At 66.2% G+C, this 15,802-nt stretch carries 15 protein-coding genes; 6 read left to right on the top strand and 9 right to left on the bottom strand.

Features of this window, described 5'->3' with window-relative positions:
• Positions 1 to 4 precede the first annotated feature (4 nt).
• From JVX90_RS08355 to JVX90_RS08345, 3 genes are read right to left on the bottom strand one after another with little or no spacing between them, the layout of a single operon-like run.
• On the bottom strand, positions 5 to 2,365 hold the full coding sequence (locus JVX90_RS08355; RefSeq protein WP_205331889.1) for an excinuclease ABC subunit UvrA: 2,361 nt from the start codon (positions 2,363 to 2,365) through the stop codon (positions 5 to 7).
• Positions 2,366 to 2,415: 50 nt separating this feature from the next.
• Positions 2,416 to 4,320 carry a serine/threonine-protein kinase gene (locus JVX90_RS08350; RefSeq protein WP_205331888.1) on the bottom strand — a complete coding sequence of 635 codons (1,905 nt, stop codon included), beginning with the start codon at positions 4,318 to 4,320 and terminating at the stop codon, positions 2,416 to 2,418.
• A 31-nt stretch (positions 4,321 to 4,351) separates the two neighbouring features.
• Positions 4,352 to 5,041 carry a phosphatase PAP2 family protein gene (locus JVX90_RS08345; protein WP_205331887.1) on the bottom strand — a complete coding sequence of 230 codons (690 nt, stop codon included), beginning with the start codon at positions 5,039 to 5,041 and terminating at the stop codon, positions 4,352 to 4,354.
• A 143-nt stretch (positions 5,042 to 5,184) separates the two neighbouring features.
• Between JVX90_RS08345 and JVX90_RS08340 the strand changes: the two genes are divergently transcribed.
• From JVX90_RS08340 to JVX90_RS08320, 5 genes are all read left to right on the top strand, one after another.
• A complete protein-coding gene (locus JVX90_RS08340; RefSeq protein WP_205331886.1) occupies positions 5,185 to 6,210 on the top strand; it encodes a phosphotriesterase-related protein in 1,026 nt (341 codons plus the stop codon).
• A 7-nt stretch (positions 6,211 to 6,217) separates the two neighbouring features.
• Complete coding sequence (locus tag JVX90_RS08335) at positions 6,218 to 6,652, top strand: Fur family transcriptional regulator (protein ID WP_205331885.1); 435 nt, start codon at positions 6,218 to 6,220, stop codon at positions 6,650 to 6,652.
• 125 nt (positions 6,653 to 6,777) lie between these two features.
• Positions 6,778 to 8,928: a catalase/peroxidase HPI gene (katG, locus tag JVX90_RS08330; RefSeq protein WP_240194160.1), complete on the top strand. Its 2,151-nt coding sequence runs from the start codon at positions 6,778 to 6,780 to the stop codon at positions 8,926 to 8,928.
• An 83-nt stretch (positions 8,929 to 9,011) separates the two neighbouring features.
• Positions 9,012 to 10,049 carry an LLM class F420-dependent oxidoreductase gene (locus tag JVX90_RS08325; protein ID WP_205331884.1) on the top strand — a complete coding sequence of 346 codons (1,038 nt, stop codon included), beginning with the start codon at positions 9,012 to 9,014 and terminating at the stop codon, positions 10,047 to 10,049.
• 134 nt (positions 10,050 to 10,183) lie between these two features.
• Entirely contained in the window at positions 10,184 to 10,342 is a 159-nt protein-coding gene (locus tag JVX90_RS08320) for a hypothetical protein (RefSeq protein WP_008376272.1), read from the top strand.
• A gap of 69 nt (positions 10,343 to 10,411) precedes the next feature.
• Here JVX90_RS08320 and JVX90_RS08315 read toward each other — a convergent pair whose 3' ends face one another.
• Genes JVX90_RS08315 through JVX90_RS08300 form a run of 4 tightly spaced genes read right to left on the bottom strand, consistent with a single transcriptional unit; the run spans position 10,412 to position 12,893 of the window.
• Positions 10,412 to 10,690, bottom strand: coding sequence for a hypothetical protein (locus JVX90_RS08315; RefSeq protein ID WP_040519329.1), 279 nt, complete (start codon positions 10,688 to 10,690; stop codon positions 10,412 to 10,414).
• Between the two features lie 6 nt (positions 10,691 to 10,696).
• Complete coding sequence (locus tag JVX90_RS08310) at positions 10,697 to 11,506, bottom strand: adenylate/guanylate cyclase domain-containing protein (RefSeq protein WP_205331883.1); 810 nt, start codon at positions 11,504 to 11,506, stop codon at positions 10,697 to 10,699.
• The gene (locus JVX90_RS08305; protein WP_205331882.1) at positions 11,503 to 12,615 is read right to left on the bottom strand and encodes a DUF475 domain-containing protein; all 1,113 of its coding nucleotides are present in this window, start codon (positions 12,613 to 12,615) and stop codon (positions 11,503 to 11,505) included. Before JVX90_RS08305 ends, JVX90_RS08310 begins: the two co-directional genes overlap by 4 nt.
• Positions 12,612 to 12,893 (bottom strand): hypothetical protein, encoded by a 282-nt coding sequence (locus JVX90_RS08300; RefSeq protein ID WP_240194159.1) that lies wholly within the window; start codon positions 12,891 to 12,893, stop codon positions 12,612 to 12,614. The genes JVX90_RS08305 and JVX90_RS08300 overlap by 4 nt, the downstream gene beginning before the upstream one ends.
• A 154-nt stretch (positions 12,894 to 13,047) precedes the next feature.
• Between JVX90_RS08300 and JVX90_RS08295 the strand changes: the two genes are divergently transcribed.
• Positions 13,048 to 13,392: an RNA polymerase-binding protein RbpA gene (locus JVX90_RS08295; RefSeq protein WP_008376263.1), complete on the top strand. Its 345-nt coding sequence runs from the start codon at positions 13,048 to 13,050 to the stop codon at positions 13,390 to 13,392.
• A 64-nt stretch (positions 13,393 to 13,456) separates the two neighbouring features.
• Here JVX90_RS08295 and JVX90_RS08290 read toward each other — a convergent pair whose 3' ends face one another.
• Both JVX90_RS08290 and lnt read right to left on the bottom strand, forming a co-directional pair.
• The gene (locus JVX90_RS08290; protein WP_205331880.1) at positions 13,457 to 14,224 is read right to left on the bottom strand and encodes a polyprenol monophosphomannose synthase; all 768 of its coding nucleotides are present in this window, start codon (positions 14,222 to 14,224) and stop codon (positions 13,457 to 13,459) included.
• Positions 14,214 to 15,767 (bottom strand): apolipoprotein N-acyltransferase, encoded by a 1,554-nt coding sequence (gene lnt / locus JVX90_RS08285; RefSeq protein ID WP_205332336.1) that lies wholly within the window; start codon positions 15,765 to 15,767, stop codon positions 14,214 to 14,216. Before lnt ends, JVX90_RS08290 begins: the two co-directional genes overlap by 11 nt.
• Positions 15,768 to 15,802: the final 35 nt, after the last annotated feature.

Raw genomic sequence — 15,802 nt, 5'->3', positions numbered from 1 at the left:
CGCGTCAGTCGGTGGTGGTCACGTACTGGGCGAGGTGCTGCCCGGTGAGCGTCGTCGCGTCGGCGACCAGATCGGCCGGAGTGCCCTCGAAGACGACGGTGCCACCGTCCTGGCCGGCGCCGGGGCCGATGTCGATGATCCAGTCGGCGTGCGCCATGACCGCCTGGTGATGCTCGATCACGATCACCGACTTGCCCGCGTCGACGAGTCGATCGAGCAGGCCTAACAGCTGCGCCACGTCGGCCAGGTGGAGACCGGTTGTCGGCTCGTCCAGCACGTAGGTCGACGCCTTCTCGGCCATCGCGGTCGCGAGTTTGATGCGTTGGCGCTCACCGCCGGACAGGGTGGTCAACGGCTGGCCGAGCGTCAGGTACCCGAGGCCGACGTCGGCCAACCGCACGAGGATCTTGTGCGCGGCCGGCGTACGGGCCTCTCCCTCCGCGAAGTACTCGAGCGCCTCGTCGACCGACATGGCGAGCACTTCGCTGATGTCGCGGCCGCCCAGACGGTACTCCAGGACGTCGGAGTTGAAACGTCTGCCCTCGCAGTCGTCGCAGGGTGTGGCCACGCCGGCCATGGTGGCCAGGTCGGTGTAGATGACGCCGGCGCCCTTGCAGGTCGGGCAGGCGCCCTCCGAGTTTGCACTGAACAGGGCTGGTTTCACCCCGTTGGCCTTGGCGAACGCCTTGCGGACGGGTTCGAGCAGGCCCGTGTACGTCGCCGGGTTGCTTCGGCGTGAACCGCGGATGGCGGTCTGGTCGATCGTCACGACATCGGCGTCCGACGGCATCGACCCGTGGATCAATGAGCTCTTCCCCGAACCTGCGACTCCGGTGACGACGACCAGGACACCGAGCGGCACGTCGACGTCGATCTCCCTCAGATTGTTCGTCGACGCTCCCCGGATCTGGATCTGTCCGGTCGGCGCACGGAACTCGGACTTGAGAGAACTGCGATACCCGAGATGTCTGCCGGTCAGGGTATCGCTCGAGGTGAGACCATCGACGCTGCCTTCGTAGCAGATCTCACCACCGTTCGAGCCCGCTCGGGGGCCGATGTCGACGACGTGATCGGCGATCATGATCGACTCGGGCTTGTGCTCCACGACCAAGACGGTGTTTCCCTTGTCGCGCAGGCGCAGCAGGAGAGTGTTCATCCTGGCGATGTCGTGCGGGTGCAGCCCGATGGTTGGCTCGTCGAAGATGTAGGTGACGTCCGTCAGGGCCGACCCGAGGTGGCGAATCATCTTGGTGCGCTGCGCTTCACCGCCGGACAGGGTACCCGTCGGGCGCTCCAGCGCGAGATACCCGAGCCCGATCTCGACGAATGACTCGAGGGTCGCACCGAGTTTGTCTAGCAGCGGCGCCACCGTCGGATCGTCGAGGTCGGCCACCCATGTCGCCAGATCGGAGATCTGCATGCGGCACGCGTCGGCGATGCTGATCCCTGCGATGCGCGAGTTGCGGGCGTGCTCGGCGAGACGGGTGCCGTCGCATTCGGGGCAGGTGTCTGCGGTGACCGCCCGCTCGATGAAGGCCCGTACATGGGGCTGCACCGAGTCGATGTCTTTGGACAGCATCGACTTCGTGATCCGCGGGATCAGTCCCTCGTAGGTGATGTTGATGCCGTCGACCTTGATCTTGACGGCCTCCTTGTACAGGAGATCGTCGAGCTCGCGTTTGGTGAACGATTTGATCGGCTTGTCCGCGTCGAAGAAGCCGGAGCCGCCGTAGACGCGCCCGTACCACCCGTCCGAACTGAACCCGGGAATGGTGATGGCGCCTTCGTTGAGCGACTTCTCCGCGTCATAGATCTGCGTGAGGTCGATGTCGGAGACCGTGCCCATGCCCTCACATCGTGGGCACATGCCGCCGAGTCGTTCGAACGTCGCCTTGGACGCCTTCTTGTCGCCCACCTTGATAGCGCCGCTGCCGCTGACGGTCGGGACGTTGAACGAGAAGGCGTTAGCCGATGCCACGCGCGGCTCGCCGAGGCGACTGAACAGGATGCGGAGCATCGCATTCGCATCGGTGATCGTGCCGACCGTCGATCGAGGGTTGCCGCCGATGCGCTCCTGATCGACGATGATCGCCGTTGTGATCCCGTCCAGGAGGTCGACGTCGGGACGAGCGAGGCTAGGCATGAAGCCCTGCACGAACGAGCTGTACGTCTCGTTAATCAGTCGCTGTGACTCCGCGGCCACCGTGCCGAACACGAGTGAGCTCTTGCCGGAGCCCGACACACCGGTGAACACCGTGAGACGACGCTTCGGCAGCACCACCGAGACCTCTTTGAGGTTGTTCACTCGGGAGCCCTGCACCCGGATCTGGTCGTGAGAGTCTGCTGGGAAAGGGGTCTGCGCCATGCCGACCATTGTGACGGATGTGACGACCGCTCGTGCGGCCGCCGTGCGACTCAGCTCGCGGCGCGCAGCCCCAGTACTGCGTTGCGGACCACTCCCCGTTCGGCCGAGTCGCCGATCGGGCTCATTCCGAGTGCAAACGTCATCGGCGAACTCCCGACGACCGCCAGGATCACCTCGTCGCCCTGGATGCCGCTCGGCCCTCCCGTGATGGGTATCGAGCTGGTCAGCACGCTGACACGCACGTTGCTGCCCTCAAGCTTCTTCTCCTCGACGGTGGTTCCGACCGGACTGCCAGGGGTCACCGAGTCGAAGCCGGGCCCTTCCGCCAGGCACTCCACCATCTTGCGCGCCACAGCGTCAGTGTCCGTGAAGTCGCTCGGCAGGGTCCCGACCGAGATCGTCGCCTGCCATCCCGTGACGATCGTCCGGCCGACCCCGTCGGAGTCGATCGCGAACGGCAGAATCGACCCCGCGTCGCTGGTCCAACCCGAACTGGGCATCGCGGCGGCCGGGATCTGAATCTTCCCAGATCGCAGGACAGTGGTGCTCGAATTGCCCAGCGGTCGACCGTTCACGCAGGTGGTCGGCACGCCACCGACCACGGCCGGGTCTGTCGCCGTCGACGTTGTGGTGGGGCTAGACGACTCACTGGTCGACGTGCTCGTGCTCGGCGATGCTCCGGTCGAGGAGTCGTCGCGATTCATGAGCCAGACGACAAGACCTGCAACGAGAAGTGTCACCACGAGCACCGCGACGACGATGAGAATCGTCCGTTTGCCGGCGTTCGGCTGCTGCCCACCGAGCGCCGGGTACTGCGGCCCAGGTGTGTACGGTGCTGCCGGGTACTGCGACGCGGCGTATTGGGGCTGACCGTACGGCTGCGAGGGCGTGTAGGCGGACGGTCCGGGCGAGGGCGGATACGTCGGTCCTTGCGAGGGGACGCCCTGCTGGGTGTAAGGCTGCGTGTACGGCTGCTGGGGCGTCGGCTGTGGCGCATTCGGGTGTTGCGCCGGCGTCGGAACCGGTTTTGCGAGGTTCGGCGGCGGCGACGGTTGTGCGCGGACGCCGACTGATCCGGGGTTGATCATCGTCGGCTGGTATCCGCGAGAGGGCGCTGCACCGGAGTTGAGAGCGGCTCGCAGGTCGCGGGCGAAGTCCATGCAGGTCGGGTATCGGTTGACGGCCTGCTTGTCCATTCCCCGCGCGAGCACCGCGTCGACGCTCGGCGGCAGGTCGGCGCGGATCGACCTGGCGCGCGGGATCGGGTTGTGCAGGTGCGCGTTGATGATCTCGGTGGGCTTGCGCTCCGGATATGGTGCCCGCCCGGTCAGCAGGCGGAACGCGGTACAGGCCAGCGAGTACTGGTCGGCGCGCCCATTGAGATCACCGCCTCGGAGTTGCTCCGGAGACGTGTACTGAATAGATCCGACGGTCAGATCGGCCGCGGTGAGCGCAGTCTCGTTGCCGACCGTGCGGGCGATTCCGAAGTCGGTGAGATACACCTTGCGGTGCGTCGCCTGAGTGCTGTCGATCAGGATGTTCGCGGGCTTCACATCACGGTGCAGCAAGCCCTTGCCGTGCGCGTAGTCCAGAGCATCGGCGACGGCGGTGATCACCTCGGCAGCGTCAGAAGGTGCGAACGGGCCGCTCTCCTTCATCAACTCGTTGGCGTCCGCACCGGGGATGTACTTCATCGTGATCCACAGCTGACCGCGATCCTCACCACGGTCGTAGACGCTCACGATGCTCGGATGGTCGAGGGCCGACGCGAGGTCGGCCTCCCGGATGAACCTGGCGCGGTAGGTCGGATCCGCGGTCAACTCGCTCGGCAGGAGCTTCAACGCGTCTTGGCGCGGCAACCTCGGGTGCTGAGCGAGGTACACCTCACCCATTCCCCCCGCTCCGAGCGAGCGCACGATGCGGTAACCGGCGAACAGCTGACCTGGACTCAACATGAGGACAGCCTAGTGCCACCGGGCGGTGGTTCTATGCCGACGCCGTGCCGCGTCTGAACAGCCGGGTGTCGATCGGATCGACCACGCGGTCGAGACGGTCCACGATCACCGGTGCGGCCAGCGCGGCAGCCGCACCGAGCAGCATTCCCGCGATGACATCTGATGTCCAGTGCATGCCCAGGTACACCCGAGAGACCGCCGATGCGAGTGCGACCGCTGCGGCCGCGGACAGCATCGCCGCCCGAAGGCCCCGGGTTGCGGAAGGCACGGCGAGGAGCGCGACGCCGACGACCAATGCCGTGGTGCCGGTGACATGCCCGGACGGGAACGACTGCGCGGCTTCATGCGTCTCCATCTGCACCGCGAATGGCGGTCGACGACGTTCAACCAGCAGTTTCAGAAGCTCGGCGACCGCTGCGGCGCCGCAGACTCCCGCCAGGAGTGCGACGGCTCGTCGAACAGATCGGTCCCGGTACATGAAGACGACGGCGATGACTACGGCGAAGACGACCGTTGTCACCGGACTGAACACTGTCGAGATCACCTTCGCGACATCGGTGACCCAGTCGGTCCGGTGTCCCACGACGAACCTGGTGACGAGTCGATCGTTGCGGAGTGGACCGCCGAGGACCGCGACCGCGGCGACGAGTACGAGCAGTGCGCCTCCCGCGGCGGTCACCCACCGGAGCGGCCGCGGCGTCGGGGTGTCGGTCGAGTGCATTCCTCCAGCATCGACCACTCGTCCTGAGAGACTGCTGTGGCCGTCCGTCGGCTCGCTCGAACACCCCTCGCGATCGGTCCCGAACAGTTAGCGTGGTCGTCACTACTACAGGCCGTCGGGCGCCTGTCTCGACGAGAGGTCACATGGAGCGGATCAACACGGTCGCCGGAGCTGTCGGCGTCGATCAGCTGGGTCGCGTGCTCGCTCATGAGCACGTCTTCGCCGTACAGGAGGACTTCCGGCTGAACTATCTCCGCGACTGGGACGAGGCCGCAGAGGTCGAGCGAGCGGTCGAGACGTTGACGCGCGTGAAACAGTCCGGAATCGACACGATCATGGACGTGTCGGTTCTCGGCATCGGCCGAGACATCGAACGAGTCGCGAAGGTGGCCGAGCGTGTCGACCTGAACATCGTCGCGGCGACCGGCGTGTTCACCTTCAACGATCTGCCGTTCCAATTGCATTACACCGGTCCCGGACTGGGGTTCGACGTCGACGATCCACTGGACGAGATGTTCACCAGAGACATCACGGTCGGCATCGGGACGACGTCGATCAAAGCAGGGTTCCTCGTCTGCGTGCTGGAGTCCGAAGGGCTCACGCCTGGTGTGGAGCGAGTGATGCGGTCGGTCGGCCGGGTCGCGGCCGCCACCGGCATCGGAGTCGTGGTGCACACGAATCCGCACACCCAGTCGGGTCTGGTCGCTCAGCGAGTGCTCGCTGAGGAAGGCGTCGACCTGACACGAGTGATGCTGGCGCACAGCGGCGACTCCACCGACGTCGACTACCTGATGCGGATCGCCGACGCCGGCTCGATCATCGGCATGGATCGGTTCGGGCTCGATCTGCTGCTCCCCTACGCCGACCGTCTGGCGACCTTGCTGACGATGCTCGAGCACGGGTACGCCGACCGGATGGTCCTGTCGCAGGACGCGTTCTGTGTCAGCGACTGGTTCGACGCCACGGCGATGACACACGTCGGCGATTGGGACTTCTTCCAGGTCACGGGTCGTGTGCTTCCGGATCTGCGGGCGAGCGGAGTCTCCGACAGCACTATCGACTCGATGCTCGTCGATGTGCCCGCGCGCTTGCTGTCGCCGGGCGTTCACGCGGATCTTGTTGATCTTCACCCCGAAAAGACTGGACTCAGTCCAAAAAACAGGGCATGATCGACTCATGGTCACCGACGAGCACACAGCAGCCATCCGGGCTGCCGGACTCCGTGTGACCCGTCCACGTCTGGCCGTGATGGAAGCGGTCGACGCTCATCCCCACGCCGACACCGAGACGATCCTGACCGCGGTCCGAGACACGCTCGACGGCGTCTCTCGGCAGGCGGTGTACGACGTCCTACGAGCCCTGACCGACGCGGGCCTCGTCCGCCGCATCCAACCCTCCGGCCACGTCTCCCTGTACGAGACGCGGATCGCCGACAACCACCATCACCTCGTCTGCCGCGTCTGCGGCACTGTGCACGACGTCGACTGCGCCGTCGGGGAGGCCCCGTGCCTCACCGCGTCGCAGGACCACGGGTTCCACATCGACGAGGCGGAGGTCATCTACTGGGGCGTCTGCGCGGACTGCGCTGCCGTCTCGGACGCACTCGAGTAGCCGCGTCCAGTTACACGCTCTCCCGATCTCAGCCCGTTCCACCGAAAGGAATCCCAGTGTCCGATCACACCGTGTCCGAACAAGCAGCACCCGAGCAAGAAGCCCCCGTCGTCACCGGTTGCCCGATGCACGAAGGACGCATGCAGCCGCCGACCGCAGGCGGCGGCAACCGTGACTGGTGGCCCAATGAGCTCAACCTCAAGGTCCTGTCCGAGAACCCCGTAGAAGGCGATCCGAACGGCGCGGGATTCGACTACGCCGCGGCGTTCGACACCCTGAACCTGGCCGAGGTGAAGGCCGACATCGCCGCCACTCTGCGCGACTCGAAGTCGTGGTGGCCCGCCGACTACGGCCATTACGGACCGTTCTTCATTCGAATGGCATGGCACGCCGCGGGCACGTACCGAGTCTCGGACGGCCGCGGCGGCGCCGGTCACGGCATGCAGCGCTTCGCCCCGTTGAACAGCTGGCCGGACAACGCGAGCCTCGACAAGGCGCGTCGTCTGCTGTGGCCGGTCAAGAAGAAGCACGGTGCAGCTCTCTCCTGGGCCGACCTGATCGTGCTCGCAGGCAACGTGGCACTTGAGGACATGGGCTTCGACACCTTCGGCTTCGCGGGTGGACGCCCCGACAAGTGGGAACCGGAAGAGGTGTACTGGGGCCCTGAACGCGGGTGGCTCGACGATGAGCGCTACACCGGCGAACGTGACCTGGAGAACCCGCTCGCTGCCGTCCAGATGGGCCTGATCTACGTCAATCCCGAAGGCCCCAACGGCAACCCGGATCCGCTGCTCGCGGCCAAGGACATCCGCGAGACATTCGCCCGCATGGCCATGAACGACGAGGAGACCGTCGCCCTCATCGCCGGTGGTCACACGTTCGGCAAGACGCACGGTGCCGGCCCCGCAGACAACGTCGGCCCCGAGCCCGAAGCCGCTCCGCTCGAGCAGATGGGCCTCGGCTGGAAGAGCTCGTACGGTTCCGGGGCAGGCGGCGACGCCATCACCTCCGGGCTGGAGGGCGCATGGAACAGCACCCCGATCACCTGGGACAACAACTTCTTCTGGACCCTGTTCGCGTACGACTGGGAGCTCACCAAGAGCCCTGCCGGCGCGCAGCAGTGGGTGCCGGCAGGCGGCGCGAGCGCAAACAGTGTTCCCGACGCGCACGACCCCGAGAAGCGTCACCAGCCGGTCATGCTGACCACCGACCTCGCCCTGCGTGAGGACCCGATCTACGGTCCGATCTCGCGTCGCTTCCTCGACAACCCCCGCGAGTTCGCCGACGCGTTCGCTCGTGCGTGGTTCAAGCTGACACACCGCGACATGGGCCCCCTCGCCCGTTACCGCGGCCCCGAGGTGCCCTCTGAGAAGCTGATCTGGCAGGACGTCGTCGACGCTCCGGCCGGTGCGCCGATCACCGACGCGGACGTCGCCGATCTGAAGGCACGGATTCTCGCCACCGGACTGTCGGTCTCGCAGCTCGTCTCCACCGCATGGGCGTCCGCCGCATCGTTCCGCGGCAGCGACTACCGCGGCGGCGCGAACGGCGCCCGGGTCCGACTGGAACCGCAGCGCAGTTGGGCGGTGAACGATCCGCAGGCACTGTCGGAGGTGCTGCCGGTCCTCGAGACGGTCGCCGAGGAGTTCAACGCATCGTCGTCGACGACGGTCTCCGTCGCCGACGTGATCGTGCTCGGCGGAGCCGCTGCCATCGAGAAGGCAGCGGCGGCCGCCGGTCACGACGTGACAGTGCCGTTCGCCGGGGGTCGCGGTGACGCCACGCAGGAGCAGACCGACATCGCGTCGTTCACCGAGATGGAGCCCCGCTGGGACGGTTTCCGCAACTACGTCGCCGACGGCGTCGACACGCCCGCGGAGTACTTGCTGCTCGACCGCGCGTACCTGCTGCAGCTGACGCCGCCGCAGCTGGCCGTCCTGGTCGGCGGCCTCCGGGTGCTCGGCGCGAACCACGGCGACTCGTCGCTCGGTGTCTTCACCGACCGTCCGGGAGTCCTGACGAACGACTTCTTCGTCAACATCCTCGACATGGACGTCTCGTGGTCGGATCAGGGTGACGGCACGTTCGTCGGCACTGATGCGTCGGGTGAACAGAAGTGGACCGGCAGTCGCGCCGACCTCGTGTTCGGCGCCAATTCGCAGCTTCGTGGCGTCGCCGAGGTCTACGGCGCCGACGACGCGGGCCGCAAGCTTGTAGACGACTTCGTCGCCGCGTGGAATCACGTGATCAACGCAGACCGTTTCGACCTGCGCTGACACCGACGAGTCTCGTCACTTGACGGGCCGGGTCCTTCAGGGCCCGGCCCGTCTGCCGTTGTGGCGCACGCTACATTGGCGGAATGAAACTCGGATTGCAGCTCGGATACTGGGGCGCGCAGCCCCCGCACAATCACGCCGAACTCGTGGCGGCCGCCGAAGAGCACGATTTCGACGCGGTGTTCACCGCCGAGGCGTGGGGCTCGGACGCCTACACTCCCCTGTCCTGGTGGGGCAGTTCCACTGAGCGGGTGCGCCTCGGCACGTCGGTGATCCAGTTGTCGGCCCGCACGCCCACCGCATGCGCGATGGCCGCCCAGACACTCGACCACCTTTCCGGCGGGCGGCACATCGTCGGGCTCGGCGTGTCCGGCCCCCAGGTGGTCGAAGGGTGGTACGGACAAAAATTCCCAAAACCGCTGGCCCGCACCCGCGAGTACATCGACATCATGCGTCAGGTCTGGGCCCGTGAAGCGCCGGTGACCAGCGCCGGGCCGCACTATCGGCTTCCGTTGGCAGGCGAGGGAACCACCGGACTCGGCAAGCCGCTCAAGTCCATCGTGCATCCGCTGCGCAAGGACATCCCGATCTTCCTCGGCGCAGAAGGGCCCAAGAACATCGCGCTGACCGCGGAGATCGCCGACGGATGGCTCCCGCTGTTCTACACGCCCCGCCTGGCCGACCAGTACAACGAGTGGCTCGACGAGGGGTTCAACCGTCCCGGAGCACGCAACACCCGTGAGACGTTCGAGATCTGTGCGACGGCCCAGATCGTGGTGACCGACGACCCGGCCGCCGCATACGCCGGCATCAAACCCTTCTTGGCTCTCTACATGGGCGGTATGGGCAGCGAGGACACGAACTTCCACGCCGAGGTGTATCGCCGCATGGGTTACGGCGACGTCGTCGACGAGGTGACCGAGCTGTTCCGCTCCGGCCGCAAAGCAGAGGCCGCCGAGGTCATCCCGAACGAAGCGGTCGACGATTCGGCCATCATCGGCGACGAGGCGCATGTCCGGAAGGAGATCAAGCGCTGGGAGGCCGCGGGCGTGACGACGATGCTCGTCTCCCCCGGATCGCCTGCCGAAGTCGAGCGTCTGGCGGCCCTCGTCACCGAGTGACGGCCGAGATCGGGGTGTGCGGCGGGTGCCACCGAAAGTGAACGAAACATGAACACACCGGTAATGAAAGTTGACGACTGCTTGCTTCTTGGTTACATTTGTGTGGACTGAAGACGACGGAGGAGGACTCCACAATGCGCAACAACCGCACCAGTCCCACTATCGGCTCGACGATTCGCGTTTACGGACGCCGCATCAACCGGGCGATGAACATGAGCCACGCTGATCGCACGAACCTGCAGCTGTCCAACTCGCCGGTGTCGGTGCTCGGACCCACGCAGCGCCGCCGCTGACTCGCCTCAAAACCCACGAAGGGCCGCGACCTCGCCAGAGGTCGCGGCCCTTCGTCATTGGCGGGTGCGTTACGAAGGCCGCGGAATACCACTGGTCAGGTGCCAGAATCCGCACCGGCATTCGTAGCACCGCAGTGACGGGCGCGCGCGCGACGCACGGCTGATGGCGAGAATCGCGCCCATCACCGCCGGGTAGTCGTCGTACGCGATCTTCTCGGGTGTCGGGCAGGTGAACGTGACGGTCGGGACTTCACGGCGGCGTCGACGCGGGCGGGCGTGCGCGGCCGCGGTCCTGTCCTCCATCCGCTGGTAGTACTCACGAAGCTCGTCGTCGTCGAAGAGCGGCATCGCAGGTCACTCCTCGTCGTACCGAGGAAGGACGCGGTACACCGTCATCTCCTTCGGCACACCCTTCGCACGGAATCGACGCCGCTTGACCACATAGTTGTCGGCATCGACGGCGGCGAGGGTCGCGTCACTGATGTAGACCTCGCTCGCCCCTGCCGCATCGCAGACGCGGGCCGCGATGTTGACGTCGACGCCGAGGAAATCGTCGCCGACCGCGCGCGGGGCGCCGGTGTGCAAGCCTGCTCGCAACGTCGGACGATGCCCTGCGACGGTGATCGCGTTGACGGCTTCGCCGCACTCGTAGGCCGCGGAGATCGCCTGTTCGGCGTCGACGAACACCGCCATCGTTCCGTCGCCCAGAGTTTTGACCACCTGGCCTCCCCGCCGTCGGATCACGCGTGCGCACGCGTCGTTGACCTGGCCGATCAGGTCGAGCACATGGTCGTCGCCCGCGCGCAGCGCCCAGGTGGAGAAGCTGACGATGTCGGTGAAGAGGATCGTCGCGGGCACCGGTGCGCTGTCGGGGGCAGGCCTGCGGCGTTCAACGATGTTCTGCCACACGGCGACCGAGGCCAGTCCGAGCTCGCGGACGGCGCTCGGTCGGTCGGCGTTCGAGTCGCCGATCATGCGGGCCACTCGGTCGGACGTCCGATCGGTCTTCGGTGCGATCGTCTCGCCCGGTGCGAGACTGCGTGCGAAACGAGCGGCCTTCAGCGCCGCCTCGCTCGAATCGGTGCGGCTCAGGAACTTGTTCGCCCGGTTCAACGACGACCACGAGGTGTCCTCTGGACTCGGCTCCGGGCGCGGTGGTGTCACGAACGAGATTCTACGGTGGCCAGATCGTCCGTGTCGTCGGTGCGTGCCGCATCACGGCGGTTTGCGACAATGCTCGACACCGCGGATGCGCCGATGAAGGCGACTCCGATCAGTCCGGTGACGAGTTCGGGCACCTCGACGTGAATGCTGACCAGCATGATCACCGCGAGGGCGCCGATCGCCCAGTGCGCACCGTGCTCGAGGTACCTGTACTCCGACAATGTTCCAGCCCGCACCAGGTACACCGTGATGGACCTCACGAACATGGCGCCGATGAAGCCGAGTCCAAGCGCGATGAGGATCGGGTCGGAGGTGATCGCGAACGCGCCGATCACCCCGTCGAACGAGAACGACGCGTCAAGCACCTCGAGGTAGAGGAAGAGGAAGAACCCTGCCTTGCCGACCGCCTTGACGACTTCGGTGGCTCCGACGCTCCCGTCGTCCGGATCGCCCTGGTCGATCAGTCCCGTGAGTCCGTTGACGAGCAGGTACGTGAACAGGCCGAGCACCCCTGCGGTGAGCACACCGACGAGATGACCGGACTCCGCGAACTGTGCCGCGATCACCAGCGCACCGAGGGCCAGGATCGTCGAGGCGTTCGGCAGTCTTCCGACCTTCGTCAGCGGGTCCTCGATCGGCGAGAGCCAGGTGATCCCGGAGTCGTCGAACAGGAAGTCGAGGAACAGCATGAGCAGGAACATTCCGCCGAACGCGGCGATCTGCGGGTGAGCATCGGTCAGGAGCGTCTCGTAGCTCGCCGACCCGCCGGGGAAGTGTGATGCTCCGTCGGCGGGCGGATTGAGCGCAAGGTCCATCGCGTCGACCGGGTTGAGCCCCGACGTCGCCCACACGATGGCGAGCGGGAACACCAGACGCATGCCGAACACCGCGATGAGGACGCCGATGGTCAGAAAGATGCGCTGCCAGATCGGGCTCATCCGTTCGAGGACCGTCGCGTTGATGACGGCGTTGTCGAACGACAGTGAGATCTCGAGGATGCCGAGGATGCCGGCGACGGCGACACCAGCCCAACCTCCGTAGAGGAAGGCGACGATCAGCGCGACAACAGTCACGGCGATCGACGCCCCGAAGATCCGGAAGGTGGTCATCGGAGCCTTTCTGCTTCGTCGGCCATTCGCACGAGTTCGTCGGCCATCGAGCTCAACGACGCCTGATCGGCGTTCTCGGCGAGCGCGGTACGGATGTCTTCTGCGGCGCATCGGAGTTCGAACAGTCGATCGCCGAGGGCTTCGGCCTCGGCCGCCGACAGGATGAGGGCGTCGCCGGGAATAGCAGTGCCCTCAAGAAGCGTTCTCTGTTCGTAAGCGCGTTGACGGCACGATCGTTTGCAGTACTTTCGCCGTCGACCGGTCTCGGAGTCGACCATTTGCCGGCCGCACCAGGCGCAGGCGTACGGTCGCTTGCGAGTCGACGTCTCTGACACGCTTGCCTACGTTACCGGTCCAGACGGACCGGTCCGCGCACCACTCGCGTGGGACGCGTAGAATAGTCGGACCACTGTCTTTTGAGAGGACCCATGAATGGCTGATCGAGTACTGCGCGGTAGCCGGCTCGGAGCGGTGAGCTACGAGACCGACCGCGACCACGACCTCGCACCGCGGCGGATCGTCCAGTACCGCACCGACAATGGTGAGATCTTCGACATCCCGTTCGCTGACGACGCCGAGATCCCGTCGAAGTGGCCGTGCAAAAACGGTATGGAGGGCACGATCCTCGAAGGCGCGGAGCCGGAGGAGAAGAAGGGCAAGCCGCCACGCACCCACTGGGACATGCTGCTGGAGCGCCGTTCGGAAGAGGAGTTGGAAGTTCTGCTCGCCGAGCGTCTCGACCTGCTCAAGCAGCGCCGACGCGGCGGTACCGCCTAGCATCGCGAAACAGAATGAGTGAGGCCCCGTCGAAAGACGGGGCCTCACTCGTATGTGTGGTCGGTCAGCGGCGGAATCGTGCGGTGCGGCCTTCGATGCCCCAGCGGGCCACCTTCAGGAACGACTCGGCGATCACGCCGCCGTCCATCTTCGACTCGCCGATGGCACGCTCGGTGAACGTGATGGGGACTTCGCGGATGACGAAGCCTGCCTGCATCGTTCGCCAGGCCAGGTCGATCTGGAAGCAGTAGCCCGCGGAGTCGACCTGGTCGAGACCGATCTTCTCAAGGACCTCACGACGGAATGCCCGGTAGCCGGCGGTGATGTCCTTGATCTTGGAACCGAGAGCCAGACGCGCGTAGGTGTTCGCACCCTTCGAGAGCACCTCGCGCCGCTTCGGCCAGTTGACCAGCGCGCCCCCGGGGACGTAGCGCGATCCGATGACAAGATCCGCGCCCGCGTTGATCTCGTCGAACAGCCGGTGCAGCTGCTCGGGAGCGTGACTGCCGTCGGCGTCCATTTCGACGATCACGCGGTAGTCGCGGTCCAGGCCCCACGCGAAACCCGCGAGGTAGGCCTTGCCGAGGCCGTCCTTGGCCGTGCGGTGCATCACGTGGATGCGGCCCGCGGTGTCGTCGACTGCGAGCTGATCGGCGACGTCGCCGGTCCCGTCGGGACTGGAGTCGTCGACCACCAGCACGTGCACGTCGGACATCGCTTCGAGCAGACGTCCGACGATCAGGGGCAGATTCTCACGTTCGTTGAATGTGGGAATGACGACGAGCGCCCCCGCGCCCCGCTGTCCGATCACTTCCTGATCGCTACCGCTCATCGTGCTCCTTCATCCCTCCGGCCGGTCGGCGTCGACCGGCGAACACATCGAGGTTAGTCGCTCGCATCAGCGCGTACAAAAACCCGACCACCAAGATCAGCAGTATCGCGCGTTCCGGCCAGGCCCCGAGCCGGACCGCGACGGTGCGTCCGTCGCGCAGTTCCAGCGGGCTCTGCAGCAGAGCCGGCTCGAAGAGTGCACTCTGGTCGATGATCGTGCCGTCGGACCGGATCAATGCGCTGAGCCCGCTGGTCGACACGACGGCGACGTCGCGGCCGGTCTCAACGGCCCGAACGCGCGACATCGCGAGCTGCTGACTGCTCATCTCGGTGAGACCGAACGTCGCGTTGTTGGTCGGCACGTACAGGAGCTGCGCACCGTCGTCTATCGCCTGACGTGGAGAGCGGTCGAACGCGACTTCCCAGCACGTCGAGACGCCGAGACGCACCGAGCCCTCGGGCGTCCGGGCCGTGAGGGTCGTGGGGCCGGTGCCCGGACGGAAGTCGCCTGCGCGGTCGGCGTACGACGAGAAGTGCCGGAAGAATCCCCTCCACGGCAGGTACTCACCGAAGGGTTGGATGATGTGCTTGTCGTAGCGGCCAGACGGCTCGGAGTCGGCGACCTTGCCCGTGACGCCCCACAGCAGGACCGAGTTGGACGGCCGACCGTCATCGTTCGGCACGAGGGTACCGAGCACGATCGGCACACCGACCGAGGTGGCCGCAGAGCGGATCAACTCGGCGGCGTCCGGATTCAGCGACGGCGGGATGTCTGATGCGTTCTCCGGCCACAGCACGATATCGGGTTGAATGCGGCCGCCGTCCCGAACCTGGCGGGCGAGTTCCATCGTCTGTTTGACGTGATTGTCGAGCACAGCTCGGCGCTGTTCGTTGAAATCGAGGCCCAGCCGCGGAACATTGCCCTGAACGGCGGCGACGTCGATCGATCCCGTGGCGTGTGTTCCAGGTGCGCCGACCGCGCTCATCACCGCACCCGCGAGCAATGAGACGACAACCACCGCGGCACCCGCGGCCGGGCGCAGACGTCCGCCGCTCCCCTGCCTCACCTCGATCACCGCAAGGACACAAGCACCCGCGCCGGCTCCGACGATCGCGACCAGGAATGAGAGCCCCGGCGCCCCGACGAGAGACGTCAACGGAAGCAGGAGGCCGGAGGTCTGGCTGAATGCAGCCCGGCCCCACGGAAACCCACCGAAGGGAAAAGAGGATCGGATCGCTTCGACTCCGACCCAGGCGACGGCGAACCAGACGGGCGCGTATCTCAGTCGCATCGTGAGGGTCGCGACTGCGCCGAATGCGGCGAGATACAACGCCATGACAACCGCCAACGCAAGCCATGGCAACGGTCCGACGTATTCCCCGATCCACGGCAGGAGCGGCACGAAGAACGCGACGCCGAAGACGAACCCCGACAGGGCGCCGATTCGGATCCGCGGTCGTCCGACGCGCAGGACCGCGTACAGCCCTGCGAGCGACAGCGGAGCTAGGAACCACAGGTTGCGCGGTGGGAACGCGGCGTACATCAGCCCGCCGGACGCGGCCGCCCCGAGAAGTCGCC

The sequence above is a fragment of the Gordonia sp. PDNC005 genome (assembly GCF_016919385.1).
Classification (GTDB): domain Bacteria; phylum Actinomycetota; class Actinomycetes; order Mycobacteriales; family Mycobacteriaceae; genus Gordonia.
Note: the sequence above shows the minus strand (reverse complement) of the source record. Positions and strands in the feature narration are given on the sequence as shown.